The organism is Anabaena sp. AL09 (assembly GCF_001672255.1).
GTDB classification, from domain to species: Bacteria; Cyanobacteriota; Cyanobacteriia; order Cyanobacteriales; family Nostocaceae; genus Dolichospermum; species Dolichospermum lemmermannii.
On the sequence record NZ_LJOQ01000021.1, the window covers coordinates 1 to 25,594 of the forward strand.

The following is a 25,594-nucleotide window of genomic DNA, read 5'->3' on the forward strand; positions in this document are numbered from 1 at the left end:
CTCGAATCCTCTTGCAATTATCTTCACGACGAGGATTGGTTTAATCTATTCTTTCAAAGTATTATTTTTTCTCGGTTCAGTTGCCGGGAGTTGTTTCTCTCTTCGGCACTTAATCAATATAGCAATCCTTTTTGGGTTTGTCAAGGGGGTTGGGAAATATTTTTTTTAGGCAATACCTTCCCCCCTAGCTTTAACTCCATTCATCACTGCATAATCAAGGTCTAGCTTGTCCCTGACGTGGCGAAGGTGAAGTAATACAGTAATTATTATTTTTAGAAATAGATATTCGCTGGGGCTAAATTGTGTCTCTAAATATGTCTGATAGAATACAGGCAACATAGGCAACATTTTTATTTAGTACGGATTTTGATGTGTTACCATTTCTCTTCGTATCTGCCTATAATCCTTATTTTATGAGTCTTTGATCATACTTTGTCGCCCCGTCAAGGAAAGATTAAGGCTAATGTTAATTTTGATTATTTATTGCGTATTTACAAGTATATTTAATACTACCCTAAATTTATTAAGTAGGTTGGCGTTAAAAATTGTCGTTATGGCAAGGCAACAGGAAAGAGGCACTCATGCAAGAGTGAAGAAGTTTTGGGCGATTTTACTTTTCTTGACACATTTTGGTTTTTCTCAGCCCACTTACTTAAAAATTGCCGGTTTGAGTGAAAATGATCTATGATGATGGCGGGCAAGACTTGTACTGAGCTTGTCGATAGCGCAGCGTGGCGTTAGCCATAGTATGCCCACCCCACAAGAGTTGTATTTTACCCTTCTATCGCTTCTTTAATCCACTGTTGCAATGTATTGACAACTTCCTCAATCGGAATTTCTTGAGATTCACGATTTGCGCGTTTGACTACTTCGACTTTACCATTTGTAATCGCTCGTCCGGTGACTATTCTAAAGGGAATCCCGATTAAGTCTGCATCTTTGAATTTAACTCCTGCACGTTCATCTCTGTCATCTAATAACGTTTCTACCCCTGCTTTGTTCAGTTCTGTGTAAAGTTTTTCGGCGACGGCGATCTGTTGGGCATCTTTAATGTTAGGAATTGTGATAATGGCGTGATATGGTGCGATCGCTACTGGCCAAATTATCCCATCTTTATCATAGGATTGTTCTACGGCTGATTGTGCTAACCGAGACACACCAACACCATAGCAACCCATAACTAAAGGTTTTTCTTCTCCTTCTTCGTTGGTATAAGTTGCACCCATCGCTTGAGAGTATTTTGTACCTAATTGGAAGATGTGACCAGCTTCGATGCCTCTAGCTGTTTGTAGGGTTTGGGTTGAGTCATGGCGGGAGCGATCGCCTAATTCTGCTTTACGAATATCTACGGTTATAGCAGGTAATTTAAATTGCTCATTCCAATTTGCGCCAACTACGTGAAAACCGCTTTCATTTGCACCAGTAACAAAATTCTTTAACTCCACCGCAGTTTGATCTACCAACCGCACAAATTGAGAATTTACCTGTTTACTTCCCGCAATATAATCATCAGCAATGTCTGGTGCGATATAACCTAAAGGTAAAGATTTAGCTTTCCACGTTTCTTGGGCTTCAGCATTTGGTACAGTTAGAGTCAGAATAGTTTTAGCACCAAATTCAGGAGCTAATTTAGTCAATTCATTTTGTAATTTAACTTCATTAATTTCCTGATCTCCGCGAATATTGATCAACACCAAAACCGTTAAACCGTTATCATAAACAGTTTGATATAAAACGTTTTTGACAATTTGGGTAGGAGAACATTTGAGGAAATTACAAAGTTTTTCAATTGTATCAATTCCCGGAGTTTCCCGTTTTTCGTAAGTTGTAAAAGGTGAAGTTTCCGCTTCCGCTGCTAAAGAAACTGCTTTTTCTACGTTAGCCGCATATTTACCATCTTCAGTATAGAGAACCTCATCTTCTCCCGCATCTGCTAACACCATAAATTCTGTCGAACCAGAACCACCAATAGCCCCAGAATCAGCTTCCACAGCCCGAAAAGCCAAACCAGAACGCCGCAACATATTACTGTAAGCAGTGTACATTTCCTGGTAAGTTTTTTTCAAACTTTCTTCATCAGCATGGAAAGAATAACCATCTTTCATGATAAATTCTCGTCCACGCATTAAACCGAAACGAGGACGAATTTCATCACGGAACTTAGTTTGAATTTGATATAAATGTACAGGTAATTGACGATATGAACGAATCATATCACGGGCAACAGTAGTAATTACTTCTTCATGAGTTGGTCCTAGTCCTAATTGTTGTTCTCTTCTATCCACGAAAGAAAACATAATTCCCTCAGCCTTAGTATAAGTATCCCATCTTCCCGACTCCTGCCATAATTCCGCAGGTTGTAACTGTGGTAATAAACATTCTTGTGCGCCAGTAGCGTTCATTTCTTCCCGGACAATTTGGGAAACTTTTTGCAAAACCCGCCACATTAGGGGAAGATAAGCATAAATCCCACTACCAATGCGACGGATATATCCAGCACGGAGTAACAACTTATGACTAGGGATTTCCGCATCAGCAGGATCATCCCGTAGTGTAACAAATAACATTTGTGATAATCGCATTGTTTTTACCTTTATTTGCTAATTTTTCAAATTAGTTACGTCTAAAATATTCTCATGTAGTCAAAAAAATTTTGTAGTAAAGACTTACAACCTAGACCACAGCATGAGTTAATCTATTCCTTTGTGTCTTTGCTCCTTTGCGTCTTTGCGCGAAAAAATACTTTTTTCATGTAACTTGAGGAGATAATTACCTTGTCGGAAGCAATGTATCAAGCACAACCACCCTTAGAATTTATTCCGCCAGCTTTTAACCCCTTGTTGTTAAAGTTGGTACATTTTGTGCTACCTAACTGGATTCGCTGGAAAACACCTATTAGCAACATTGAAGCAGAAAATGTTGAAACTTTGGCGGATTGTTATCAGCGGTTTCAGGATGGTAAAATCCGGTTTATGTTGGCGTTTCGTCATCCTCAAACAGCAGACCCTCTTTGTTTAACTTATTTACTGTCCCAAATCTTGCCTAAAGTAGCACAAGTTGGGGGTACACAGCTACAATATCCACTTCATGCCCATTTTATCTATGATCGGGGCATTCCTCTCTGGGCTGGTTCTCAAGTTGGTTGGGTAATTTCCCATTTGGGGGGAACTCCGATTCAACGCGGTAAAGCCGATTGGACTGGGTTGCGTTCCGCGCGGGATTTGTATATTAATGGTAAGTTTCCCATGGCTGCTGCGCCCGAGGGTGCTACAAATGGTTTATCGGAGATTATTAGTCCGTTAGAACCGGGTATCGCACAGATGGGTTTTTGGTGTGCGGAAGATTTGCAAAAAGCGGGAAGAGATGAGGAAGTCTTAATTTTACCAATAGGAATTAAATATAGTTATGTCAATGAACCTTGGGATAATATAGCAAATTTATTAACTGAATTAGAGGCAGCTAGTGGTTTATCTGTGAATCAAGAGAAAACTGAGGCTTCTTTTGCTGCGCTTTATCCCCGATTATTAGGGTTAGCTGAACATTTATTATCGGTAATGGAGCAATTTTATACTAAATTTTATCATCAAACATTGCCAGATGAAAAAATTACTAATGGGGAAATTACTGATAGAAATGAAGCTTTAGCTTATCGGTTACAAGCTGTAATGAATATCGCTTTATTTATTGCTGAACAATATTTTGATTTACCATCTAGAGGGAATTGGAATGATAGATGTAGACGGGTAGAACAAGCAGGTTGGAATTATATATTTAGGGAAGATTTTAAGGATATTAAATTATTATCATCTATTGATAAAAGTTTGGGAGATAGAATTGCTGAGGAAGCATATTTTCGGATGTGGCACATGAGGTTAGTTGAGAGTTTTGTAGCTGTTTCTGGGATTTATATCCGGGAAAAACCAACGGTGGAAAGATTTGCAGAAATGACTTTACTTTTATGGGATATGGTGAATAAAATTAAGGGGAATATTCCTTTAAATCGTCCAGAATTGGGTAAGCAGCAGGTGAAGATAACTGTGAGTACACCAATTTCTGTTTCTGGACGTTATCCGGTTTATAAAGGTAGTCGGGTTGCTGCTAGACAATCTGTGGCTGAGTTGACGAGTGATTTGCAGCAGGTTTTGGAGGGTTTGGTGGAGAAGGGATGATAAATAAATTGTCTCACGCAAAGGCGCAAAGGCGCAAAGGAAGGAAGAAATACAGAAATTAAAAGTGTGATTTAAATCCCCAACTTCAATAGTTGAGGATTTGGGTTAAGTAAGTCGGCGCTATTTTTTAATTCGTTCCAGGCTTTGACAACTTTATCTAGTTTGTTTGGTAGTTGAGATTGCGAGATGTCATTATATTGGGTTGTGGCTTTTTGACTGGTTAGGGTATAGATGATATAATCTGCTGAACCTGGAGGTGCGGGGAAACTCAATTTGTTGAATTGTTCAAATTTGTCTTGGGTTAATGATTTTTCAAATTGTTTTGTTATTGACGTTAGGTATTTTTAGATTGTTTCTTTTTGTCTGAATTAGAATTTAGAGGATTTTTCTCGTTCCCATACTCTGTATGGGAATTAATTCTAGAAGGCTCTGCCTTGAATAACAGATTTAGGCAGAGCCTCTGTGATAGCATTCCCAGTCAGAGACTGGGAACGAGATAATGCGGTGTACTTTTGGCAACGATGTTGTCAGATATATTGACAAGTTAACTCAAATGATTCTCTAACAAAGATGCGATCGCTTCTGGATGAGCTTTTTTGTATTGCTTTTTACCTAACATTAAAACACAATTGGGGGCGCTGCTACAGCGTTTTTGACAATCGGTATGTTCAATTGTCACTTTATCAGATAAACCGCGATCGCCCAAAGTTTTTTCTAAGTCTGATAATAACCCCTTTCCACCCCGTTTCAGACAACCAGATTTTTGACATACCATAATCTTGGCTTTAGGTTGAGGAAGAGGAAGAGGAAGCGGATTTTTGATCAGACAAAAACCCACTGCTTGAATTTGATAAGCTTCGAGTTTTAATTTCCTGTTACGGGGGTTTAATTTACTAATAGCATCTATATGAATTTGCTCACCAGGGACTAAAGATAAACCTATAGAACAACGTAAATTTTTAGGAATTTTAATTTTGATATTTCCCCCGGCAATTCCTAACTGTAAATGCTTATATTTTCCAGTTTTTTTCCCCGCAAAACCTAAAAACTGTCCTTCAATATTCAATTCCGATAAAGCCAAATATTTTTCACCCATTTGCGATAACCCAATTTTTTCAAGAGAAAATTTAATAACTTAGGAGTCAGGAGGAAGAAGAAAGAAGAAAGAAGGAAGGAAGAAGGAAGAAGGAAGAGGAAAAAAAGAGATTTTTGCCTGTTACCTTCTTAGTATTTTGTGAGATTTTAAGGAAGACGTTTAGCTTCTACTGTTACGGGTAAACGACTTTTATCGGGAAATTCACTAAATTCTAATTCCCAACCATTAGTTAAAGTGAGAATTTTACCTGCTGCACCATCTGTTTCTTTGACTACTTCTTCTTCTAAATCTTTTTTAGGGACGTAGACAACTAAAGTACCAGCATCATTCATTCGGAGCATTACTTTCATGTGTTTCCTCAGCAGATTCTAGTTCTCTTTTTCGACAACCGATGATGTACCCTGTTTCCAAAAAATGTACAGCATAGATATAATAAGCTTGCAAAAATGTACCAATGCTGGAGACATAACCAACATCACCAATTTTGGCTAAAACTTCCCCAATTTCTCTACCTGGAAAAGTTCCATCGTTTTTGATTAGTTTCTTAACTCGAACTTTTTGACCAATTTCAAAAATGGGTTGCGAGTCCAGTTCTATTTCATCACGTTGCATGGGAATACCTTTTTTCGCTGACTAAATTTAATAATTCTTCTGTAGTGAGACTGCGTTTTCTGAGGATTGATTGCTGACGGACTACATCTAAAATAGCTTGGGTTTCTTGAGAATCGAGAAAGATGCCATGCTGTTCTAATAGGTTAGATAATGAATGTCTGCCAGAATGTTTACCTATGACCAAACGCCGTTCCCAACCCACATCTTCAGGAGCATAAGGTTCATAAGTAACTGGGTTTTGCAATACACCATGAGCATGAATACCAGACTCATGAGCAAAGGTATTTTCACCCACAATTGCTTTCCAAGGTTGAACATTAGCACCGGAAGCTTTAGCGACTAATTGAGATAGTTTTAACAAGTGTTGAGTCTGAATTCCCAAGTCAACACCGTAAATACATTTTAGAGCCATAATTACTTCTTCTAAAGCTGCATTTCCGGCTCTTTCTCCTAGTCCATTAACGGTAGTATTTACAGATACAGCACCAGCTTTGATTCCGGCTAAGGCGTTAGCAGTTGCTAGTCCAAAATCATTATGGGTGTGAATCTCAATAGGAATTGATAGAGTTGATACTAAATGCTTAACTTTAAGGTGAGTTCGGAAGGGATCAAGTACCCCAACTGTATCACAAAACCGAAACCGAGATGCTCCCCATTCTTGTGATAACATGGCAACATCTTGGAGAAAGTTTTCGTCGGCTCTAGAAGAATCTTCGCCACCAACTGATACCCAAAGACCTTGATCTAAGGCGAAGCTAATACAGTCTTTTAGTTTTTGTAAACTTACTCGCCATTGCCCATGAAATTTAGCGGCAATTTGCACTCCAGACACAGGAATTGCAATATGTACTCGCTCTAATCCACAGGCTATAGAAGCTTTAATATCTGAGATAACAGCCCGATTCCAACCTAATAATTTAGCTTGTAAATCTAAGTTACGAATGGCAACAATGGCGCGAATTTCTTCTTCTCCCATTGCCGGAATTCCTACTTCTAATTCATGGACACCAATGGCATCGAGAAATTGTGCGATCGCTACTTTTTCTTCTAAGTTAAAAGCAACACCTGCTGCCTGTTCCCCATCACGTAATGTCGTATCATTAATCATGATTTGATACATTTTCAAGGTCCCTCTAGCGGAGTTTTTTGTAATATCCTTGTTCGCTACAATTTTTCATGGTGGTAGATGGGCAATAAATTCTTAATTGAGCGAATAAATCATGATTCATGATTTACGATCCTTAATTATTAATCAAATATTGCTGTTGCATCTGTATGACAAGAAACAAAAAATAAGTATAATTTATCCAATATTTTTCGTGGTATTATTTGTGAATTTTGTTAGTAGCCAATAACCCATACAAATATTAGTAAATTCTGTAAAAAATAACATAATCATGCCAGCAATTAAACTAGTAATCATAATTTTCACCTCATAGTTTCACTATTACACTGCGGCGGAAATAAGATAACCATTAAAAACCATTAAAAAGCTTGTATGATCCGCTTTTTTAATTATTAATTTTTAATTTTTAATTCCGCCTTGCGGTACTGGTAATTTTTCATCTACCTTAATTCAGGATGTTCTGCAAGCCAATCAAAAATTCTATCTAGTTGTTGTAAATCCACTAAACCATATTGCCAAAGCAGCATCGGTAAAGGTCCATGATTGAACTCAGGATGTCGCGTTGCTACAGCAATATCAGCCTGGGAAAGTGCTAGTTCTTTTTGGAGAAATTGCAGTAACTTCCTATCACTACTCTTAATCAGCATAATTGGACATTGACAATTGAAATCAACATAAGGTACAAGTTATTCCCATCAGCAATTACTAATTTTTTTTTAGTTTTAGCAAACTGGGTGAACCTTAGCTTATGTGAATTATCTTGAATATGCAAGATAGTTTGTGAGTGAATAATGACTTGAGATAAATCAGACTTGCATCAAGAATTAATCTTTGATATGCTTTTGATTAGACATTCTCAAAATCATCAATGGTAATTAGTAATACCAATCAAACAAACATCATTGTTTTCAGTAATCTTTACTCCATACCATTACACAAACAATTTTCTAACCACTTCACCAACTGATGACGAGAAGCAAAAAATTGCATTAATGTACTGCGAACAAGAATCGCTTCTTGGAGGTTATTAACTTGCACGCGCAAAGACCCATCCGGAGGACAGGAACAGGAAATCATCAACTCTTGCAAACGGTGATAAATACACCATCTATCACCTAAAGGAATCTGCAAAACTTGTTCACCGACAGTTAAAAACTTACAATTTTGTGACATTAGTAATTCAAGATTTATGAAATTGACGTTATTGATCGTCTCGGTGATGATTGGTGAGAATTTGGACTTGTTTTTCTAACTGCTCAATCCGCGAGAGTAAAGAACGAATTACACCTGCCTCTATATCGGGTAATTTGCCATGTTCTAAGGGAGAAATGCGATTATGAGACTTAGGAGCAATAATCCGTCCAGGAATGCCGACTACAGTGGCATCTGGAGGCACATCACCCAAGACAATTGACCCTGCACCAATGCGGACGCGATCGCTAATTTGAATATTTCCTAATACTTTCGCACCCGCACCAACTATCACATTATTACCCAAGGTAGGATGACGTTTACCGCTTTCTTTGCCAGTTCCTCCCAATGTGACACCCTGATAAATAAGTGTATAGTCTCCCACAATGGCAGTTTCACCAATCACAACACCCATGCCATGATCAATAAATACACCCTTACCAATTTTTGCCCCTGGGTGAATTTCAATACCTGTGAAAAACCGTCCCCAATGAGAAATCAACCGGGGAATAAAACTCACCTTGTGGATATGTAACCAATGTGCAAGACGATGTAAACAAAGAGCATGAAATCCCGGATAACAAAATATAACCTCTAACCAATTACGTGCTGCTGGATCACGCTCAAAAATAATCTGAAAATCACTGATTAATGGTGCTAAAAAAAGTCGAGAACTTCCATCTTTTCGGAGCTTTTTATTTACAGTCTCGGTTTTACTGATCCTGTTTAATGACTGGTGCATTTGTACTGTTAGGTGAAAATAGCTGGGACTGTTTTCATGCTTATATCAGATGACTCCCCAGCAGCAAAAATTAGCAATGCAGATTAGATTTATTAAATTTATTAAGCTTGTACTCAATAGGTTTAAACCCCTATGTAAAACAAATTTACATTTTTTATTGGGGTAGGGGTACTAGCTTTTAATTACAGGGGTACTGGTATTTTCGGCTTAGGGATGCAGCTTTTTTGTACTCAAAAGAAATCTCTGAACCTGTCAGTCTTTGCAGCTATTTAGGCAAGATATTTTTCCATATATTCAATTGTACTCATTTGCTGATAACCGTTGTCTTGATGACAGTAAATATAGATTTTATGTATTGCTGACTACTACTATTATTCTATAGTTCTGGTAGTTGAAAAGTGAATTTCTTTATTTTGTTTTAGGATTTGTTTGCTGGATATGGGGATACAAAAATTAAAACAGGGAAAGTTTGAATAGAACTTTAAACCCATAGTCCGAAACCCATATTTTGTTAGCACTTTGACAAAATGGCGAAGGTATGTTTTTCTGGTATCAATATTGGTGGTGATAATCAAAAAACAACCAAAGCCCCTGTCGGTAAAGCACTTCGTGCAGGGTTGGTTGAAATCACCAATTATCTAAGCTGTGTAATGGTTGATAAAGGTAGCTGTGTAGCTGAGTTTGAAAAGAAAGAACAGCGTCGTCGTGAGAATACTCAAAAAGTTTTAGAATTGGAATAAATGGCGTAACTGTTCATTTTTTCCGAGGGAAAAAGGATTAAGAAGGAATATAAATTTGATGCAGCGTAACCCACTGTTAATTAATAATTGTAGGTTACGCTGTCTCTAGCTAAGAACCAAAGAAATATTTCATCTTAATCTTAATATCAGTATTAGTTTTAGATACAGTAACAGCCGAATCATTAAACTTAGGAGGTCCGGTTAAAACCTCTGGATTTTGAGAAAATCCAAAACCTTCTGTGGGCATACCAAAAGAATTAGTATCAAGATTACCATTGCCATTGGCATCATGGATTAATGCAACAGCATAATTACCTGGTTTTAAATCCTTAAAAATCAGTTTTTGAGGCATTTCTGTAATTTTAGTACACTCGGATTGCCAAGCCTTTTTACTATCACCAGGAAATCCTTTACTTTGATCAAAAAGAGTAGCACAAATTTGTCCAGATTTGTTTTTCAGTCCTTCTACTTCAATCGTCAGACTACTAGTCAAATCTGCTTTAGCACTAGCTAAAAAGAGAAAATTTCCCAAAATAGGGAGTAGTAATATTAATCCCCGGCTTGACGCTTGACCTAACGCGATATTTAACTGTTGCTTCATTAATTTACCCTCTATTAAATAGAACTATTATCTCACCCAAGAATGTTGTCAATTGGGATTTTTATAAGCGACTAACAGCCGCAAAAATCTCTATTATAGCGAGTTTACCTGCTAATAGAGAGGCAAAATCATTTTCCAAAACCATCCTCTCCAACTAACCAACAAGCGGTAGAATTAACAACCAACCCCAATTGCACCCCTTGATATGTATTGCGACTACCTGGTACAAATCCTCACCGCCCGCGTCTATGATGTAGCCCAAGAAACACCACTAGAATATGCCCCGAACCTCTCCGCGAGGCTGAATAATAAAGTCCTCCTGAAACGGGAAGATATGCAATCAGTCTTCTCCTTCAAACTGCGGGGTGCATATAACAAAATGGTCAATCTCACCCCAGACTTACTTGAACAGGGTGTCATAGCGGCTTCTGCGGGAAATCATGCCCAAGGTGTAGCCTTAGCTGCCAGTCGCTTGGGAACAAAAGCCATCATCGTTATGCCCGTGATTACGCCCCAGGTAAAAATAAATGCAGTCAAAGCGCGGGGAGGAGAAGTTGTCTTATATGGCAATAACTATGATGATGCTTACGCCTACGCCCGACAACTGGAAGCAGAAAAAGGGTTAACTTTTATACATCCCTTTGATGATCCGGAAGTGATTGCTGGCCAGGGAACAATCGGTATGGAAATCCTGCGACAATATCAGCAACCCATTCATGCCATATTTGTGGCTATTGGTGGTGGTGGCTTGATTTCTGGTATTGCAGCTTATGTTAAACGGTTGCGTCCCGATATTAAAATTATTGGTGTTGAACCTGTAGACGCTAACGCCATGTATCAATCATTGCAAGCTGGCGAAAGAGTGCGATTGTCTCAGGTGGGTTTATTTGCTGACGGTGTAGCGGTGCGGGAAGTAGGAGAAGAAACCTTCCGCCTATGTCAGCAATATGTAGACGAAATTATTTTAGTGGATACAGATGCCACCTGTGCGGCAATTAAAGATGTTTTTGAGGATACTCGTTCTATTTTAGAACCTGCGGGGGCATTAGCGATCGCTGGCGCAAAACTCTACGCAGAACGTGAACAAATTCAAAATCAAACCCTCGTTGCCGTTGCTTGTGGTGCTAACATGAACTTTGACCGGTTACGTTTTGTGGCAGAACGGGCAGAATTTGGAGAACGTCGAGAAGCCATCTTTGCAGTGAGAATTCCCGAAGCAAGAGGTAGTTTAAGAAAGTTTTGTGAATGTATTGGTAAGCGCAATCTCACAGAATTTAACTATCGCATTGCTGACCAAAAAGAAGCGCATATTTTCGTAGGTGTGCAAATAGAAAATCGTGCCGACGCTGCTAAAATGGTCGAAAATTTTGAATCTCACGGTTTAAAAACCATAGATTTAACAGATGATGAATTAACAAAACTGCATTTGCGTCACATGGTAGGAGGACATTCTCCCCTTGCAGAAAACGAACTACTTTATCGCTTTGAATTTCCGGAACGTCCAGGGGCTTTAATGCAATTTGTAACTTCCATGTCTCCCGATTGGAATATTAGCTTATTTCATTATCGCAATAATGGTGCAGACTATGGAAGAATTCTGGTAGGAATGCAAGTTCCCCCCCATGAAACAACAGAATGGCAATCATTCTTAGATAATCTTGGTTATCATTATTGCAATGAAAGCGATAATCCGGCATATAAGTTATTTTTAGGATGATTTCAGCTATTTTTAAGTAAATAAACCACATCTTATTTTTGTTTCGCGCAAAGGCGCAAAGGAGCAAAGGCGCAAAGGAAGAAATTAATTTAAGCTGTGGTTTAAATATGTGAAAATTGCTGTAATTTTGGTTTTATTGGGATTATGGCAATTTATATAATTAACGGTGTGATAGTTCCAAAAAACTAATCGTTTCCGGACTAGAACTAGATGAACTCTCCCAATAATCTACTTTATTAACTTTGACTTTCAGTAATGCAAGATTTGGTTCATTTATTCCTTTTGGAAACCAAGTTTGTAATTTGTGTTGCCATTTTCCTTGCAGTTGATTACGATCTCTTGTTAATTGGGCTGTTCCTAATATGGAAACATATCGTTGTTGATTAGGTGCGGAAAAACTAATATTCACCTGTTGATGATGTTCGATTTCTACTACTTTATGGGAATTGACTAATGTAAAAAACCAGAGTGTAGCATCATTGTCAATTTCATTACAAATTGACATAGGACGACTATGTAAAGTGGCATCATCATCAACTGTGGTTAACATCCCACATTCAAAACCTGCAAGCAGGTTACGCAATTCTTGAACTTGTGGTTTTGTGTCTACAGATTGTGTCATTATATCTATAATTTTAGTGTTATGGACATGAGTTATATTTTTAGTTTTAAAGGTTTTCGATTTATATACGTGAGTCTAAAGAAGTAATTATCAAAATCTGATATTACCAATTTATAACTAAATAAATATACCTTAAAGAAGATGTCAATTAGATAAAATCATAATTAAAATATTGTGGGCTGGGCATCTTGCCCGCCCATTTTATTTTCAACTCAAATTAATTACCCAATCCCGTAAATGTGAATTCACTTGTTCAGGAATTTCATCATGGGGACAATGACCGGCTGTGAGAAAATATTCTGTTAATTGGGGATAATATTCATGGAATTTTTGGGAACGTTCTCGCGCTTTCATCCAAGGATCTGCTTCTCCCCATAATAACAATAATGGACAAGTTAATTGTTTAAGTAAAATGTCAACTTTTGCCCCTTGAGGACTACTAAAAACAGAAATAAATACATCTAACGCCCCTTTATCAAAGGCTGGACGCTGAATTTCTGCTACTAATTGATCTGTAATTGCACTTTGATCAAGATAAACTTTTGCTAAGGTTCGGCGAATTACCCACTTTTGGCGCGTATATTGAAATAATAAAGACTGGGCTAAACGTTGTTTAAAAAACCATTTAACAGTTTTACCTAAAACTTTTTGTAGAGGATTGATAGCAGGTTGAATTTGATTTTCTGGTGGGGAAAATGGACCAGCACTATTAAGTAAGACCACACCAGCAGCACTGTCAGGACGTTGGGAAGCAACGCATAAACAAGCGTAACCACCTAAAGAATTACCTGCTAAAATTGTCTTTTGACCAATGACTTCACTGATAAAATCATGGAGTTGGTCGCGCCACAAGTCACCGCTATACTGTAAATTAGGTTTGGCGGAACGCCCAAATCCTAACAGGTCAATGGCAAATACTTGGAAATCTGCACTTAATTCTGTGATATTCTTGCGCCAATGGTCTGTGGAAGCACCAAAACCATGTACTAATAGCAAGGGTGAACGCTGAGGGTGTGGTTCTCCTGCTTGTACATAGTACACATTGTGTCCGCGCCATTGCCAGTATTGACCAGGAATCGGATTTGTGGAGGAAGCGATACTTGTTTGCATATTACAAAGAAATATTAAGTTACTGTGAATAATTGTAAATCAAATTATTAACCAACGGACAACGGACAACTGACTACTAACAACTGACTACTAATAAAAATGATTACTGGAAAAACGCAACTTTTGGGAGTTATTGGACATCCTGTGTCACATTCCCTTTCACCATTGATGCACAATGCGGCTTTGGCTAAACTGGGATTAGATTATGTGTATTTGCCTTTTCCCGTTGCACCGGAAAATTTAGAGAGAGCGATCGCAGGTTTTGCTAGTATTGGTGTTGTAGGATTTAGCATCACAATTCCCCACAAACAAGCAATATTGCCGTTATTATCCGAAATTTCCCCGATTGCTCAAGCTATCGGTGCAGTGAATACCGTCACTCGTCAAGGTGATAAATGGGTGGGGACAAACACAGATGTGGCAGGATTTATTGCCCCTTTACAAACAACATATCATCAAGATTGGAGTCAGAAAAAAGCGGTAATTTTAGGGAATGGTGGGGCTGCGAGGGCTGTGGTAGCGGGTTGTATTCAACTCGGTTTGGCAGAAATTCACGTGGTAGGGCGGAATTTACAAAAATTACAAGCATTTACTCAAAGTTGGGAAAATTCACCCTTTGCAGATAAATTTCAGGTGCATGAATGGCAAGAATTACCGAACCTACTCCACCAAGCTAACCTACTGGTAAATACAACCCCGATGGGAATGTATCCCCATGTTGATGAATCGCCATTGAGTAGTCAAGAAATGGGTTATTTGCCTGGTGATGCCATTGTCTATGATTTAATTTATATCCCTAAACCCACCAAATTTTTGCACCTAGCCGAAAAACAAGGAGCAATTATGATTGATGGTTTAGAAATGCTTGTCCAACAAGGTGCAGCAGCCTTAAAAATCTGGTTACAACAGGAAACAGTCCCCGTCAACGAAATGCGTCAAGCATTGCAAAATCACCTGGGGATATGACAGGAATCAAGGAGTCAGGAGTCAGGAGGGGAAAGAAGGAAATTGACACTCCCCGGTCTAAAGACCTTACGGTGTACACACAAGTCGAGTAAAATTCCAGTGACTCACGTTCAGTTTTATTTTTCTTAGACATACTATTGATACTTTTAACCAGGACATTCCCTTGTAGGGAAGGGGGGGAGGGGGGTTAGGTTTTTGGAGATTATGGGTTTCATATAATACTTTTCAAACAACCTCTAACCAACTTCAGAATAATCAACAGGATCTTTTAAACCCAATTCTGCAAAAGCCGCTAATCGCAACTGACAAGAATCACAGACACCGCAAGCTGACTCACCACCAGCATAGCAAGACCAAGTGAGGTCCCAAGGAACTCCTAATTGATTACCTAGTTGAATAATTTCTGTCTTCTTCAAATCAATTAACGGAGCAATAATTTTCATAGCTTCTCCCTCACGTCCTTGTTTTGTTCCCAAGCGGAAAACTTCCTGCATAGCTTCGATATAATCAGGACGACAATCTGGGTAGCCAGAATAATCTAGGATGTTAACGCCAATATATACTCTTTCTGCGGCGATCGCCTCGGCATAGCTCAAAGCAAAACTTAAAAAGATGGTATTCCGGGCTGGAACATAGGTTACAGGAATATTATCCGCCATTTCGGCCAGCGAGCGCCCTTTAGGTACATCAATTTTGTGATCTGTCAGTGCTGAACCACCCCATTGTCCCAAGTCAAAATTAACCACTTGATGTTGAATTACTCCAGCCGCTTTAGCAATCATCAAAGCAGAATTTAATTCTTTCCTATGCCGCTGTTGATAATCAAAAGAAATAGCGTAACATTCACAGCCATCAGCCTTTGCTTTGTAAAGAACTGTCGAAGAATCTAAACCACCAGACAACAGAATTACAGCTTTCATATTCAGAATAAGAAATGGGAGATCAATAAACAGGGGTAGAAGCGGGAAATTTGACCAATTACCCAGTCCTTCACAAATTGCATCCAAAAGATGGGAAAATCAACAAAATGCCACAAACAAAAATTAAATATGTCCAAAAAGACTCTCAGGAATGAGAATATCAATTGTATAAATCGTCTAAAACATTATACTCTGAGTATTAACTATTTGATGACTTGTAATTTTACTTATAGAAAGGGTAATTAATTTACCCATGTAAAAATCAGGTATTTATTGAACTTAGTTAATTTCCCAAATACGTACCTGAGAATTTCTACTAAGAAGTTATGAAATTTACACAGTCAACCCAAAAAAACACATAATTTTTCCCATAGATGAATAAAACAGGATAATTAACAACTGCTGACCGAAAAGATTACCAGATGGCGGGAACTGAACCCAAACTTTGAAATTCTTCATAAAGATAATCACTATGTTACCATCTGGATGGTTTAAGACAAATCAAACCTGGCGTTTAAGTACAAAGGCCAACGACCGTAGCGTCTCTAAATTTGGTGGTTGAGGAGAGAACAATAGTGCAAGATAGCATATCAGTGTCAGAACCAAATCTATATTCACAGCGCAGTCAGCCGCATCACATCCGTATAGGTGTGATTGGGGTTGGCAACATGGGACAACATCATACCCGCGTCCTGAGTTCCATGAAAGATGTGGAACTAGTCGGCGTTTCCGATATTAACGTCGAACGTGGTTTAGAAACTGCCAGCAAATACAAAGTCCGGTTTTTTGAAGATTACTGCGACTTACTACCTCATGTAGATGCAATTTGTGTTGCTGTACCTACACGGCTTCACTATGCTGTGGGTATCAACTGTTTGTTAGCAGGAATCCATGTTTTAATTGAAAAACCCATAGCGGCTAGTATTTCTGAAGCAGAATCTCTAGTTAATGCTGCGGCCGAATCTCAGTGTATTTTGCAAGTTGGTCACATTGAGCGATTCAATCCCGCCTTCAGGGAACTCACCCAAGTCCTCAAAACCGAGGAAGTTTTGGCTTTAGAATCTCACCGCATGAGTCCTTATTCAGCGCGGGCGAATGATGTTTCCGTAGTCCTGGATTTAATGATCCATGACATTGATTTGCTGCTAGAATTAGCCGCCTCACCAGTAGTAAAATTGACTGCTAGTGGGACTCGTTCTTTAGACTCAGGTTATTTAGATTATGTAACTGCCACCTTGGGGTTTGCCAATGGTGTTGTTGCCACGCTTACAGCCAGCAAAGTTACTCATCGCAAAATTCGCCGCTTAGTTGCCCATTGTAAAAATTCATTTACAGAAGCAGATTTTCTCACTAATGAGATATTGGTACATCGGCAAACATCGATAAATCCTCTGATTGACCACCAAAAAGTCCTCTATAGACAAGATGGTTTAATCGAAAAGGTTTATACCAGTAATGTTCAGCCTCTCAGTGCAGAATTAGAGCATTTTGTCAACTGTGTCCGTGGTGGCAATCAGCCTTCTGTCGGTGGTGAACAAGCTCTCAAAGCTTTACGTTTGGCTAGTTTAATTGAGCAAATGGCTTTAGAAGAAAGAGTTTGGAATCCATTAGAGTGGTCTTCGGAATCCAGAGTTCAATCGTTGACATCAAGCATTTAGTTAGATGTAGCTAAAACTGGCAGTGGGGGGAAATTAATGATTTTTTCTCCCACTATATCAGGAGTCAGAACTCAGGAGTATTGATAAAATAATCTTCTGCAACTAATTTTAGCAATTAAAGTAGGACTACTTGCTATAGTGTTGATTTGTTGGCAAATCAATTACAAGCGTAAAAACACCAAATCAGGAAGAAAAGCCGGACATCTACCGAAAACCGCCATCAAAAATGCTAAATCATCGAAAATTGACCATTGCCTATTCTCAATTTTCACGTATTTCTAGTTACACTTAACCCAACCTAAAATTTTTTGGAGCTCACCTTTTTTGTAAGATGAGCATGATAACTTTTTAAAGAGGAGATTTCATGACAGACCAACCCCCCGTAGCCAATCCAATGAATGCCGCTGCCATTTCCATGAACCGTCAACCAGCAGCAGCGACACCCATGAATTCGGTAAATCCTGGAAAGCCAAGCAATATTACCGGTAAAACTATTCTGAGTGTGGATTTAGGTAGAACCTCTACAAAGACTTGTGTGAGCCGTGAACCCGGTAATGTGGCTTTCATTCCTGCCAATGTCAAGCAAACATCAATTGAGCAAATTCGCGGCGGTGTATTTGAGGCTAAGGCAACTGACCCACTGATGGATTTGTGGCTGGAGTATCAAGGTAGTGGTTATGCTGTAGGGCAATTAGCCGCCGATTTTGGGGCTAATCTTGGCGTTGGCCAATCTAAGGTCGAAGATGCTCTGGTCAAAGTATTATCATCTGCCGGGTACTTTAAACTCAGAGATGAAATTTTCGTTGTCCTGGGTTTACCGTTCTTATCGTTGGAACAATTTGAAAAAGAAAAGGCACAGTTAACTAGCTTGGTAACTGGACCTCATGTATTGAATTTCCGAGGTGAATCCATAGCTTTGAATATTAGCAAAGTCTGGGTAATGCCCGAAGGCTATGGTAGTTTGCTGTGGTCAGAAACTCAACCTAATAAAGGCACAGCAGTTCCCGATTTTACGAAAATATCTGTGGGGATTGTTGATATTGGCCACCAAACCATTGATATGATCATGGTGGATAATTTCCGCTTTGCCAGGGCTGCTTCTAAGAGTGAAGACTTTGGTATGAGCAAGTTTTATGAACTGGTAGCTGCGGAAGTACAGGGTGCTGATAGTCAATCTTTGGCACTGATTTCTGCGGTTAATAAGCCTAAAGGCGATCGCTTTTATCGTCCTAAAGGTGCTAGTAAACCTACCAATTTAGATGATTTTCTGCCTAACCTCAAAGAACAGTTTTCACGGGAAATTTGCTCTCGTGTGTTAGCGTGGTTGCCAGAGCGGGTAACTGATGTGATTATTACAGGTGGTGGTGGAGAATTTTTCTGGGAAGATGTCCAACGTCTGCTCAAAGAAGCTCAAATCAACGCTTACTTAGCTGCACCTTCTCGCCAGGCTAATGCTTTGGGGCAGTATATTTATGGAGAAGCGCAATTATCTGCTGCTGTTCGTGCTAGGTCATAAAACCGATGTTCCAATGGTCAAAAAAGGTAGTTAAATCCGTTACGTTCAATCCAGAAATTGCTGATGAGAGCTTGTTAGCGCAGGTGGAAAACTACTTAGAGACACAGCCAGATAAAACTTTCAGTGACCTGTGCAAAGAGGCTCTTTGGAACTTTTTGTGTGTCCCAGAACCTGTACAACTAACTTCTAAGATAGCAAATGTAACCACGGTTGAACAAAAAATCGGTGAGATCCAAAATCAAATAGCTGGTTTTGAAGAACGTTTTTTCGCTAAAGAGTCTCATCGTTTGGAGTCTATGGAAAGTCAAATGTTGCAACTTACTCAACAAGTAGCAAAGTTGACAATCATCCTGAATCAGGAACCACTTACTTGTATTCCTTCTGATAGCGTTAGCGTGGCACCAGCCATGGCACCAGCCATACCTCAAGAAGTAGACCCTGTAATTAGTCGTATTGGTCAGTTTCTTGATGATTTCTAAGAAAAAACCGGGAAGAACCTAGTTTTTACTTGGAGAAAAATTCTTAACTAAACTACCATGATTCCCACCCATAAGCCATTTCGGCATTATTGGTGGGATATTTTGTTTATTTGACCACAAAGATGTAGATAGGGCTTGCTGAAAGTAGTAAATAGAAATTTTTGGCTTTGCTTAGAGGATGTTTGAAAAGTATCAGAATTAATCGAGATCCCCCCAACCCCCCTTACAAAGGGGGGCTAAATTCCTCAAAGTCTCCCTTTTCAACGGGGATTTAGGGGGATAAGATCCCACGCGAAAAAGGTTTCAAACACCCTCTTAGAAAGATTGGAAAACTTTCGTCGCATTTGTTAAAAAAATTCTCAGAGAATTTGCAGAAAACTATCTAATTAATTTTGTCTGATTACTTATCAATAATCATCAGTCACATCTGCGGAATGTCCTTTGGTAGATAAACTTAGAGGTTGTTTGAAAAGTATTATATGAAACCCATAATCTCCAAAAACCTAACCCCACTCCCCCCCTTCCCTACAAGGGAATGGGGGTTTTAAAGCCTCTCTCCTGGTAGGGGAGAGGTTTGGAGAGGGGTTTGTTTACACATTAAAAACTTTTAAAACATCCTCTTATACAAATTCTATAAATGTATCAAAAGTATTGCAATTCATTGAACATGGTTGTTCGCTTTTATTCATAATTAATAAAAACTTATCCCCAATTTAAAAATCTATGATATAAAAGTAAATAAAACTTAATTGTTATTCATCCAAATGCTAAATGACTCCTCTACCTTACCCAAATTCAAAGATTTACTAACCCAAAAAATTCTCTTAGGTAACGAACCTAGTGCTGAGTTAATAGCAATTCTTACCATCTATTTTGTTCAAGGCATCTTGGCATTATCCCGTTTAGCTGTTAGCTTTTTTCTCAAAGATGAATTACTATTAAGTCCAGTGCAGATGTCAGTAATCGTGGGCATCAGTACCATACCTTGGATGACTAAGGCATTATATGGTTTTATTTCTGATAGTTTACCATTATTTGGCTACCATAGAAAGCCTTATATAGTCCTATCTGGAATTTTGGGAAGTGCGGCTTTGGTATGTTTAGGAACAACAGTTCATACTAGCACAACAGCCACAATTATGATTGTACTTTCTTCTCTCTCTGTAGCTATTAGTGATGTGATAGTTGATTCCATAGTAGTTGAAAGAGCTAGAAGTGAATCAGAAGCCAAAATAGGTTCTTTACAATCTCTTTGTTGGGGTAGTTCAGCTATAGGTGGCTTGTGTACAGCTTACCTTAGCGGCTTACTTTTAGAATATTTTACCAACCGTACAGTATTTTTAATAACAGCATTATTCCCGCTAATTATCTCATGTGTAGCTTGGTTAATTTCCGAAAAACCTATTAATAAAGATGATAAAAAAAGCAATAACACAAAATATCAATTAGGACAAATACGCCAAGCTATTACGCAGAAAGCAATTTGGCTACCAACAGCATTTATATTTGTTTGGCACGCTACACCAAATGCCGAATCAGCATTTTTCTATTTTACAACTAACGAACTACAATTTCAACCAGAATTTTTAGGGCGAGTTCGGTTAGTCACCAGTTTTGCTTCCTTAATTGGAGTTTGGGCTTTTCAACGTTACCTGAAAACTATCCCCTTTAGAATTATGTTTAGTTGGGGGATTTTTCTATCCACAGCTTTAGGAATGACAACTTTATTATTAGTAACTCATACCAACAGACTTTTAGGAATAGATGATCATTGGTTCAGTTTAGGTGATAGTTTAATTATTACTGTGATTGGGCAAGTTTTATTTATGCCTATATTAGTATTATCAACAAAACTTTGTCCTCCCGGCATAGAGGCCACATTCTTTGCTTTAATAATGTCTGTATTTAATTTAGGAGGAACAGTTTCTTACGCATTAGGATCAATCATGATGAAATGGTTGGGAATCACAGAACATCAATTTGATTCATTATGGTTGTTAATCATTATTACTAACTGTAGCTCACTTATCCCAATATTTTTTATTAACTGGCTACCAGATGCTAAAATTGAGATTGAGCATAGTCAATCAATCTAGTTTTTCAGCATAGCAAACAAAAAATGCAAATATTAGAACCCCAAGATAGTCAAGTTTTAGAGAAATCCTATACCCTCAAAGACTGGCAAGGAGGATATGAATCTCTTACCGAAGAATATGACTATTGGATTGATGATATAGAAGGAGAAATTCCTCCAGAATTAGCAGGAACATTATTTAGGAACGGGGCTGGTTTATTAGATATCAACAAGGAAAGATTACATCATCCTTTTGATGGTGACGGAATGATTAGCCGCATTACATTTACCAATGGCCGCGCCCATTTTCGTAACCGATTTGTGCAAACAGCCGGTTATTTAGCAGAACAGAAAGCGGGTAAAATTCTTTATCGTGGTGTTTTTGGTACACAAAAACCTGGTGGTTGGTTAGCTAACATTTTTGATTTAAAAATTAAAAACATTGCTAATACAAATGTGATTTATTGGGGTAAAAAACTCTTAGCATTATGGGAAGCAGCCGAACCTTATTCACTTAATCCCCAAACCTTAGAAACATTAGGAAATGAATATTTTAACGGTGTTTTATCCAAAGGAGAAGCCTTTAGTGCCCACCCACGAATTGATCCAAATGGCACCTTAGTCAACTTTGCTATTAAACCGGGACTATCAACCACAATTACAATCTTTGAATTGAACACAAATGGGGAAATTACCAGCAAACAAAATCATAGCGTTCCTGGTTTTTGTTTTATTCATGATTTTGTAATTACAGAAAATTACTGTATCTTCTTTCAAAATCCTGTTGATTTTAACCCCATACCTTTTGCTTTGGGAATATCCAGCGCAGCCCAATGTATTAAATTTCAAAAAAATCAACCCACAAGAATTATTATTATCCCTCGCAAAACACAAAGTGAAAATGTCAAAGTTTTAGAAACCCAAGCCGGTTTTATTTTCCATCATGTTAATGCTTTTGAAGTGGGTAATGAAATTATCATTGATTCCATTTGCTATGAATCATTAACAGAAGTCGAACCCAATAGCGATTATCGAAAAACTGATTTTGATACAAATTCACCTCCCCAACTATGGCGATTTAATCTGAATTTATCAGAGAATAAAGTGCAAAATCAGTTAATAGATCCTCGTCCCACCGAATTTCCCACAATTCACCCGAATTACGTAGGTAAATCCTATCGTTATTTATATAGTGCTGCCGCTCATCAATCAACGGTGAATGCACCATTACAAGCCATTTTTAAGGTAGATTTAGAGTCAGGAAGAAAACAACTATGGAGTGCAGCACCGCGAGGTTTTATAGGGGAACCAATTTTTATTCCTCGTCCAAATTCCCAAACAGAAGATGATGGGTGGTTAATAGCGTTAGTTTATGATGCAGAACATCATCGTTCTGATGTAGTGATTTTAGATGCCCAAAACCTGCAAAAAGGTGCAATTGCTAAATTACACCTTAAACATCATATTCCTTATGGTTTACATGGGAGTTTTACACAAGAGACATTTATCGAAAATTTGGGTTGAGTCCATTTTAACTAGTAACCCTCAGATCCCCGACTTCTCTAAGAAGTCGGGGATATCGCGGAGTATCTTACAAAAAAAATAAAATTGTAACAAAAACTACAAAATTGATATCTTTTCTCAAAAAGAGGATAAGCTAACTATATCAATCCGGTTTACGAAGATACTGTGATGAGGAGTAAGTATTATGGTGACAACATCTCTCCCACTTATGGAAAATCATTCTCCGGCGCATATTTGCCCTTATGATCAAGCTTGTAGCTATTTAGAATGGGCGGCTAAAGAATTAAAATTAGATCAAGGTATCGTAGAAATACTCAGTCATCCACGAAAAGTTGTTACAGTTTCCATTCCCATAAAAATGGATAATGGCGAAATCCGGGTTTTCCCAGGACATCGGGTACAACATTCGGATATTTTAGGACCCTATAAAGGTGGGATTCGTTACCATGAAGCGGTGACATTACGGGAAGTATCCGCCCTAGCAATGCTGATGACGTGGAAATGTGCATTGTTAGGCATTCCCTATGGTGGTGGCAAAGGGGGAATTCCCATAGACCCCAAAAAGTTCAGTGTGGGGGAATTAGAACGGATTAGCCGCCGTTATATTAGTGAATTAATTAAGGACATTGGACCATCAGTAGATATACCCGCCCCAGACATGGGAACATCAGCGCGAGAAATGGCGTGGATGATGGATACTTACTCTGTCAATGTTGGTCATTCTGTACCTGGAGTAGTTACAGGTAAACCTTTATCTATTGGTGGCTCTCTAGGACGCGAAATGGCGACCGGACGTGGTGTCATGATTATTGTCCGTGAAGCACTTGCAGATCAGGGTAAATCCCTTGTGGGAGTAAGGGTAGCAATTCAAGGTTTCGGTAATGTGGGCGGGGCTGCGGCAGAATTACTACACCAAGAAGGAGCGAAAATTATCGCTGTTTCCAGTGGTGCGGGTGGTATATTTTCTGAAGCTGGCCTTGATATTTCCGCTGTCAAAGCCTACTCTGCTGCAAACCGCCGCAGTGTGGTGGGATTTCCCCAAGGGACACCCATAAGTAATGCAGATTTACTAACTTTACCTTGTGATGTCTTGATCCCCGCCGCTTTGGAAAACCAAATTACCGCAGAAAATGTTCATCAAATTCAAGCCAGATTTGTTGCAGAAGCTGCTAATGGTCCGGTGACTTTGGAAGCTAACCGCGTTCTAGAAGCCCAGGGAGTGACTGTGTTACCGGATATTTTAGCCAATGCTGGAGGTGTGGTGGTGAGTTATTTGGAATGGGTACAAGGTCTTTCTTACCTATTCTGGGACGAAGAACGAGTTAACCGGGAAATGGAACATTTGATGGTTCAGGCTTACCGCAAGGTGATTCATGAGTCGCAAGCACGGGGGGTAAATCTGCGATTAGCTGCTTATACTTTGGGTGTAGGTAGAGTCGCGCAAGCTTTGAATGATCGGGGTTTGTATCCTTAGTTGTATTTGTAATCTAGTTTAATTGGGGTGTGTTATGGCTTTAGCCTAACGCACCTTTTTTTCAACCCTTGTACGTCATCTACCAGTAATAGTTTTGCTGATTCCGTGACAATATCGCTACTGTGCAGCGTCTTTTAAACTACTTCACAGTCTAAATATTGCATTCAGTTTCCTTCTCAGAATTGCTTTTAGTAACTCAACTTTTGGAGGAGCTAGTTTAGGTAACAAAATGTCAGTAAAAGTATTACTTCCATCAAAATTTATACCTGCATCACCATCTATAGTAGCTTGAAGCGACATCTGCTTTTTACCATCTATACCAGTAAAATATTGCATGATCACTAGACTAATATTCCGTTGTGGATTGCTTGGTACATCGACAGTTTTTAGACGAGTAGTAAGTTCAATATTGCGAAGCAAGGCATCTTGAATAACCCAGATAGTTTGTCCATTCCATTCATGTGCTAATGCTGTCTTTGCAAACAATTGTGTCACCATGCGACCCCAAACTTGGCGCTTATTAATTCCTGGGCTGGTATGCTCAGAAACTAGCAAGGCATTACGAAATGCACTTCGCATATCTGTAGAATTTTCAGTATCAGAACCACTTGTACTAGCGGTCATAACTTCTAGAATAAAAGGATTATAAATATCTGGAATAAGAATTGAGACATCAGCTAGATTTTTCTTTATGTCTTGAAAATAGCCGCTCTTTTTTGCTACTTTAATAAGATCATCTAAATCTTCTTTAGTTGATCCTAAAAAACAACTTTGCTTCAATAATGAGTTCAAAGAAGTTTCAACTAATGGAGCTAAAACATAATCAAAATGATAGTTGATTTCCGCATCAGCTACTCGATGTTTTAAAGATACTTCTGCCCAAGCACCAATATCAGTTCCAGTCGGCAACCCTGCATGAATTAGTAGATCACGCTCGTATTGCTGCACAGCACGATTAATAGAAGGTACACCTTCACCATCAAATTTTGCTGAAAATAATCGATGTGGACATACAACCCAAATATCCTGACCTGATTGAATTGAACACACACCAGGTATAACTTCGGTGACATCACTATTAAAGTAGTGAGTCAGCGATTCTTGTTGTGTAAGTTTAATTTTGGTTTGATAGCGATTTCCTCCACCGTCACAAGTTGCACCCATAAATGGACATTGACGAGATTTTCGTATGATCTCAACTTCTTCACTACGGTCATCTACAGGAAAACCAAATAATTCAAAGATAGTAGGCATTAT

Annotated in this window: 25 protein-coding genes; 11 read left to right on the forward strand and 14 right to left on the reverse strand. The window is 38.6% G+C overall.

Annotated features, from left to right (window positions below; all coding sequences use genetic code 11):
• Positions 1-553 precede the first annotated feature (553 nt).
• The gene (locus AN490_RS03830; RefSeq protein ID WP_300000116.1) at positions 554-688 is read left to right on the forward strand and encodes a hypothetical protein; all 135 of its coding nucleotides are present in this window, start codon (positions 554-556) and stop codon (positions 686-688) included.
• An 85-nt stretch (positions 689-773) separates the two neighbouring features.
• On the opposite strand, the gene AN490_RS03835 is transcribed toward AN490_RS03830, so the two are convergent.
• Positions 774-2,582, reverse strand: coding sequence for a proline--tRNA ligase (locus tag AN490_RS03835; RefSeq protein WP_300000118.1), 1,809 nt, complete (start codon positions 2,580-2,582; stop codon positions 774-776).
• 192 nt (positions 2,583-2,774) lie between these two features.
• Between AN490_RS03835 and AN490_RS03840 the strand changes: the two genes are divergently transcribed.
• Positions 2,775-4,169 carry a 1-acyl-sn-glycerol-3-phosphate acyltransferase gene (locus AN490_RS03840; protein ID WP_300000120.1) on the forward strand — a complete coding sequence of 465 codons (1,395 nt, stop codon included), beginning with the start codon at positions 2,775-2,777 and terminating at the stop codon, positions 4,167-4,169.
• A 71-nt stretch (positions 4,170-4,240) separates the two neighbouring features.
• Here AN490_RS03840 and AN490_RS03845 read toward each other — a convergent pair whose 3' ends face one another.
• The 8 genes from AN490_RS03845 to cysE all read right to left on the reverse strand — a co-directional run bounded on the left by AN490_RS03845 (position 4,241) and on the right by cysE (position 8,936).
• On the reverse strand, positions 4,241-4,441 hold the full coding sequence (locus AN490_RS03845) for a hypothetical protein (protein WP_300000121.1): 201 nt from the start codon (positions 4,439-4,441) through the stop codon (positions 4,241-4,243).
• A 272-nt stretch (positions 4,442-4,713) separates the two neighbouring features.
• On the reverse strand, positions 4,714-5,265 hold the full coding sequence (locus tag AN490_RS03850; RefSeq protein WP_300000124.1) for a (2Fe-2S) ferredoxin domain-containing protein: 552 nt from the start codon (positions 5,263-5,265) through the stop codon (positions 4,714-4,716).
• A 146-nt stretch (positions 5,266-5,411) separates the two neighbouring features.
• The gene (gene nifT, locus AN490_RS03855) at positions 5,412-5,615 is read right to left on the reverse strand and encodes a putative nitrogen fixation protein NifT (RefSeq protein WP_148766457.1); all 204 of its coding nucleotides are present in this window, start codon (positions 5,613-5,615) and stop codon (positions 5,412-5,414) included.
• A complete protein-coding gene (locus tag AN490_RS03860) occupies positions 5,590-5,877 on the reverse strand; it encodes a nitrogen fixation protein NifZ (protein WP_015078853.1) in 288 nt (95 codons plus the stop codon). The genes nifT and AN490_RS03860 overlap by 26 nt, the downstream gene beginning before the upstream one ends.
• On the reverse strand, positions 5,867-6,997 hold the full coding sequence (gene nifV / locus AN490_RS03865) for a homocitrate synthase (RefSeq protein ID WP_300000133.1): 1,131 nt from the start codon (positions 6,995-6,997) through the stop codon (positions 5,867-5,869). Before nifV ends, AN490_RS03860 begins: the two co-directional genes overlap by 11 nt.
• Positions 6,998-7,443: 446 nt before the next feature.
• The gene (locus AN490_RS03870) at positions 7,444-7,650 is read right to left on the reverse strand and encodes a DUF2949 domain-containing protein (RefSeq protein ID WP_168633345.1); all 207 of its coding nucleotides are present in this window, start codon (positions 7,648-7,650) and stop codon (positions 7,444-7,446) included.
• A 271-nt stretch (positions 7,651-7,921) separates the two neighbouring features.
• Positions 7,922-8,176 carry an Asr1405/Asl0597 family protein gene (locus AN490_RS03875; protein WP_148766455.1) on the reverse strand — a complete coding sequence of 85 codons (255 nt, stop codon included), beginning with the start codon at positions 8,174-8,176 and terminating at the stop codon, positions 7,922-7,924.
• Positions 8,177-8,204: 28 nt separating this feature from the next.
• A complete protein-coding gene (gene cysE / locus AN490_RS03880) occupies positions 8,205-8,936 on the reverse strand; it encodes a serine O-acetyltransferase (protein ID WP_300000168.1) in 732 nt (243 codons plus the stop codon).
• Positions 8,937-9,463: 527 nt separating this feature from the next.
• Here cysE and AN490_RS03885 point away from each other — a divergent pair.
• Positions 9,464-9,676 carry a curli production assembly/transport component CsgG gene (locus tag AN490_RS03885; protein ID WP_015078858.1) on the forward strand — a complete coding sequence of 71 codons (213 nt, stop codon included), beginning with the start codon at positions 9,464-9,466 and terminating at the stop codon, positions 9,674-9,676.
• A gap of 109 nt (positions 9,677-9,785) precedes the next feature.
• On the opposite strand, the gene AN490_RS03890 is transcribed toward AN490_RS03885, so the two are convergent.
• The gene (locus AN490_RS03890) at positions 9,786-10,277 is read right to left on the reverse strand and encodes a DUF2141 domain-containing protein (RefSeq protein ID WP_015078859.1); all 492 of its coding nucleotides are present in this window, start codon (positions 10,275-10,277) and stop codon (positions 9,786-9,788) included.
• Between the two features lie 205 nt (positions 10,278-10,482).
• On the opposite strand from AN490_RS03890, the gene ilvA reads away from it, so the two are divergent.
• Entirely contained in the window at positions 10,483-11,994 is a 1,512-nt protein-coding gene (gene ilvA, locus AN490_RS03895) for a threonine ammonia-lyase, biosynthetic (RefSeq protein ID WP_300000171.1), read from the forward strand.
• Between the two features lie 160 nt (positions 11,995-12,154).
• Here ilvA and AN490_RS03900 read toward each other — a convergent pair whose 3' ends face one another.
• Both AN490_RS03900 and AN490_RS03905 read right to left on the reverse strand, forming a co-directional pair.
• A complete protein-coding gene (locus AN490_RS03900) occupies positions 12,155-12,616 on the reverse strand; it encodes a pyridoxamine 5'-phosphate oxidase family protein (protein WP_300000173.1) in 462 nt (153 codons plus the stop codon).
• Positions 12,617-12,823: 207 nt separating this feature from the next.
• Complete coding sequence (locus AN490_RS03905; RefSeq protein ID WP_300000175.1) at positions 12,824-13,726, reverse strand: alpha/beta fold hydrolase; 903 nt, start codon at positions 13,724-13,726, stop codon at positions 12,824-12,826.
• 99 nt (positions 13,727-13,825) lie between these two features.
• Between AN490_RS03905 and AN490_RS03910 the strand changes: the two genes are divergently transcribed.
• Complete coding sequence (locus tag AN490_RS03910; protein ID WP_300000177.1) at positions 13,826-14,692, forward strand: shikimate dehydrogenase; 867 nt, start codon at positions 13,826-13,828, stop codon at positions 14,690-14,692.
• Between the two features lie 236 nt (positions 14,693-14,928).
• On the opposite strand, the gene queC is transcribed toward AN490_RS03910, so the two are convergent.
• The gene (queC, locus tag AN490_RS03915) at positions 14,929-15,612 is read right to left on the reverse strand and encodes a 7-cyano-7-deazaguanine synthase QueC (protein WP_300000179.1); all 684 of its coding nucleotides are present in this window, start codon (positions 15,610-15,612) and stop codon (positions 14,929-14,931) included.
• Positions 15,613-16,187: 575 nt separating this feature from the next.
• Between queC and AN490_RS03920 the strand changes: the two genes are divergently transcribed.
• The 6 genes from AN490_RS03920 to AN490_RS03945 all read left to right on the forward strand — a co-directional run bounded on the left by AN490_RS03920 (position 16,188) and on the right by AN490_RS03945 (position 24,337).
• A complete protein-coding gene (locus tag AN490_RS03920; protein WP_271823012.1) occupies positions 16,188-17,270 on the forward strand; it encodes a Gfo/Idh/MocA family oxidoreductase in 1,083 nt (360 codons plus the stop codon).
• A gap of 364 nt (positions 17,271-17,634) precedes the next feature.
• On the forward strand, positions 17,635-18,786 hold the full coding sequence (locus tag AN490_RS03925; protein ID WP_271823011.1) for a ParM/StbA family protein: 1,152 nt from the start codon (positions 17,635-17,637) through the stop codon (positions 18,784-18,786).
• Positions 18,787-18,791: 5 nt separating this feature from the next.
• Complete coding sequence (locus tag AN490_RS03930) at positions 18,792-19,265, forward strand: plasmid segregation centromere-binding protein ParR (protein ID WP_300000183.1); 474 nt, start codon at positions 18,792-18,794, stop codon at positions 19,263-19,265.
• Positions 19,266-20,029: 764 nt separating this feature from the next.
• A complete protein-coding gene (locus tag AN490_RS03935) occupies positions 20,030-21,361 on the forward strand; it encodes a folate/biopterin family MFS transporter (RefSeq protein ID WP_300000185.1) in 1,332 nt (443 codons plus the stop codon).
• A 23-nt stretch (positions 21,362-21,384) separates the two neighbouring features.
• Positions 21,385-22,863, forward strand: a complete 1,479-nt coding sequence (locus AN490_RS03940) for a carotenoid oxygenase family protein (protein ID WP_300000187.1) — start codon at positions 21,385-21,387, stop codon at positions 22,861-22,863.
• A gap of 184 nt (positions 22,864-23,047) precedes the next feature.
• Positions 23,048-24,337: a Glu/Leu/Phe/Val dehydrogenase gene (locus tag AN490_RS03945; RefSeq protein ID WP_300000189.1), complete on the forward strand. Its 1,290-nt coding sequence runs from the start codon at positions 23,048-23,050 to the stop codon at positions 24,335-24,337.
• A gap of 144 nt (positions 24,338-24,481) precedes the next feature.
• On the opposite strand, the gene AN490_RS03950 is transcribed toward AN490_RS03945, so the two are convergent.
• Positions 24,482-25,591 carry a hypothetical protein gene (locus tag AN490_RS03950; RefSeq protein ID WP_213711480.1) on the reverse strand — a complete coding sequence of 370 codons (1,110 nt, stop codon included), beginning with the start codon at positions 25,589-25,591 and terminating at the stop codon, positions 24,482-24,484.
• Positions 25,592-25,594: the final 3 nt, after the last annotated feature.

What these genes read in the sequence shown, in the direction of transcription:
- AN490_RS03830 (WP_300000116.1), top strand. Translation starts at nt 554, where the DNA reads ATGGCAAGGCAACAGGAAAGAGGCACTCATGCAAGAGTGAAGAAGTTT.
- AN490_RS03835 (WP_300000118.1), bottom strand. Translation starts at nt 2,582, where the DNA reads ATGCGATTATCACAAATGTTATTTGTTACACTACGGGATGATCCTGCT.
- AN490_RS03850 (WP_300000124.1), bottom strand. Translation starts at nt 5,265, where the DNA reads ATGGGTGAAAAATATTTGGCTTTATCGGAATTGAATATTGAAGGACAG.
- nifT (WP_148766457.1), bottom strand. Translation starts at nt 5,615, where the DNA reads ATGAAAGTAATGCTCCGAATGAATGATGCTGGTACTTTAGTTGTCTAC.
- AN490_RS03860 (WP_015078853.1), bottom strand. Translation starts at nt 5,877, where the DNA reads ATGCAACGTGATGAAATAGAACTGGACTCGCAACCCATTTTTGAAATT.
- nifV (WP_300000133.1), bottom strand. Translation starts at nt 6,997, where the DNA reads ATGTATCAAATCATGATTAATGATACGACATTACGTGATGGGGAACAG.
- AN490_RS03870 (WP_168633345.1), bottom strand. Translation starts at nt 7,650, where the DNA reads ATGCTGATTAAGAGTAGTGATAGGAAGTTACTGCAATTTCTCCAAAAA.
- AN490_RS03875 (WP_148766455.1), bottom strand. Translation starts at nt 8,176, where the DNA reads ATGTCACAAAATTGTAAGTTTTTAACTGTCGGTGAACAAGTTTTGCAG.
- cysE (WP_300000168.1), bottom strand. Translation starts at nt 8,936, where the DNA reads ATGCACCAGTCATTAAACAGGATCAGTAAAACCGAGACTGTAAATAAA.
- AN490_RS03885 (WP_015078858.1), top strand. Translation starts at nt 9,464, where the DNA reads ATGGCGAAGGTATGTTTTTCTGGTATCAATATTGGTGGTGATAATCAA.
- AN490_RS03890 (WP_015078859.1), bottom strand. Translation starts at nt 10,277, where the DNA reads ATGAAGCAACAGTTAAATATCGCGTTAGGTCAAGCGTCAAGCCGGGGA.
- ilvA (WP_300000171.1), top strand. Translation starts at nt 10,483, where the DNA reads ATGTATTGCGACTACCTGGTACAAATCCTCACCGCCCGCGTCTATGAT.
- AN490_RS03900 (WP_300000173.1), bottom strand. Translation starts at nt 12,616, where the DNA reads ATGACACAATCTGTAGACACAAAACCACAAGTTCAAGAATTGCGTAAC.
- AN490_RS03905 (WP_300000175.1), bottom strand. Translation starts at nt 13,726, where the DNA reads ATGCAAACAAGTATCGCTTCCTCCACAAATCCGATTCCTGGTCAATAC.
- AN490_RS03910 (WP_300000177.1), top strand. Translation starts at nt 13,826, where the DNA reads ATGATTACTGGAAAAACGCAACTTTTGGGAGTTATTGGACATCCTGTG.
- queC (WP_300000179.1), bottom strand. Translation starts at nt 15,612, where the DNA reads ATGAAAGCTGTAATTCTGTTGTCTGGTGGTTTAGATTCTTCGACAGTT.
- AN490_RS03925 (WP_271823011.1), top strand. Translation starts at nt 17,635, where the DNA reads ATGACAGACCAACCCCCCGTAGCCAATCCAATGAATGCCGCTGCCATT.
- AN490_RS03930 (WP_300000183.1), top strand. Translation starts at nt 18,792, where the DNA reads ATGTTCCAATGGTCAAAAAAGGTAGTTAAATCCGTTACGTTCAATCCA.
- AN490_RS03935 (WP_300000185.1), top strand. Translation starts at nt 20,030, where the DNA reads ATGCTAAATGACTCCTCTACCTTACCCAAATTCAAAGATTTACTAACC.
- AN490_RS03940 (WP_300000187.1), top strand. Translation starts at nt 21,385, where the DNA reads ATGCAAATATTAGAACCCCAAGATAGTCAAGTTTTAGAGAAATCCTAT.
- AN490_RS03945 (WP_300000189.1), top strand. Translation starts at nt 23,048, where the DNA reads ATGGTGACAACATCTCTCCCACTTATGGAAAATCATTCTCCGGCGCAT.
- AN490_RS03950 (WP_213711480.1), bottom strand. Translation starts at nt 25,591, where the DNA reads ATGCCTACTATCTTTGAATTATTTGGTTTTCCTGTAGATGACCGTAGT.